This window comes from Neisseria sp. P0001.S005, assembly GCF_051963715.1.
In genome coordinates this window covers 1-606 of sequence record NZ_JBQCTZ010000499.1, presented here as the reverse complement: position 1 = coordinate 606, position 606 = coordinate 1, and the positions used below count along the sequence as shown (strand labels likewise).

Here is a 606-nt window from a genome sequence, read left to right as displayed (position 1 = left end):
CCCGGCCAGCGGCGGCAACCCGGTTACCGTCGACGGTAGTGCCGGTACGGTTACCGGCCTGACAAACAAAACTTGGACCGGTACGCCGGTGAGTGGTCGCGCTGCTACTGAAGACCAATTGCAGGTTGTGGCAAATAAGGCCGCCGCCGCCAAAACCATCGTGGCTGCTGGCAATGGTATCTCTGTAGGCACACCGACACTTAATGGGGATGGCAGCACTACCTATACCGTGTCCGCAGATACTGCCGCCATTACTACCGGCACGGACGGCAAAGCCGCCACAACCGGTAATACCAACCAAGTCGCCACCGCGCAGGATGTGGTTAACGCCATCAACAACAGTGGTTTCAACATCACTGCCGGCGGCAACACCGTAGGTACACCCGCTGCCACTACAGCCAAATCAGGCAGCACCCTGACCCTGGCTGCAGGCAACGGATTGACGGTGCAACAAAATGTTGACGGCAACGGCAACCAGACCTACACCTATACTGTAGACGCCCAATCCGTGGTACAGAGTGCCCAAGCCCCGGTTGCATACACCAAAGCCGACGGCACCAAGGTGTACAAACACACCGACGGCAACTTCTACGATGCACCCAACGG

General features: G+C 58.3%; 1 protein-coding gene. It reads left to right on the top strand.

The features are described from left to right. Positions 1 to 606 (top strand): hypothetical protein (locus ACTHSP_RS21300; RefSeq protein ID WP_440346918.1); only part of this gene is annotated, 606 nt, incomplete at both ends.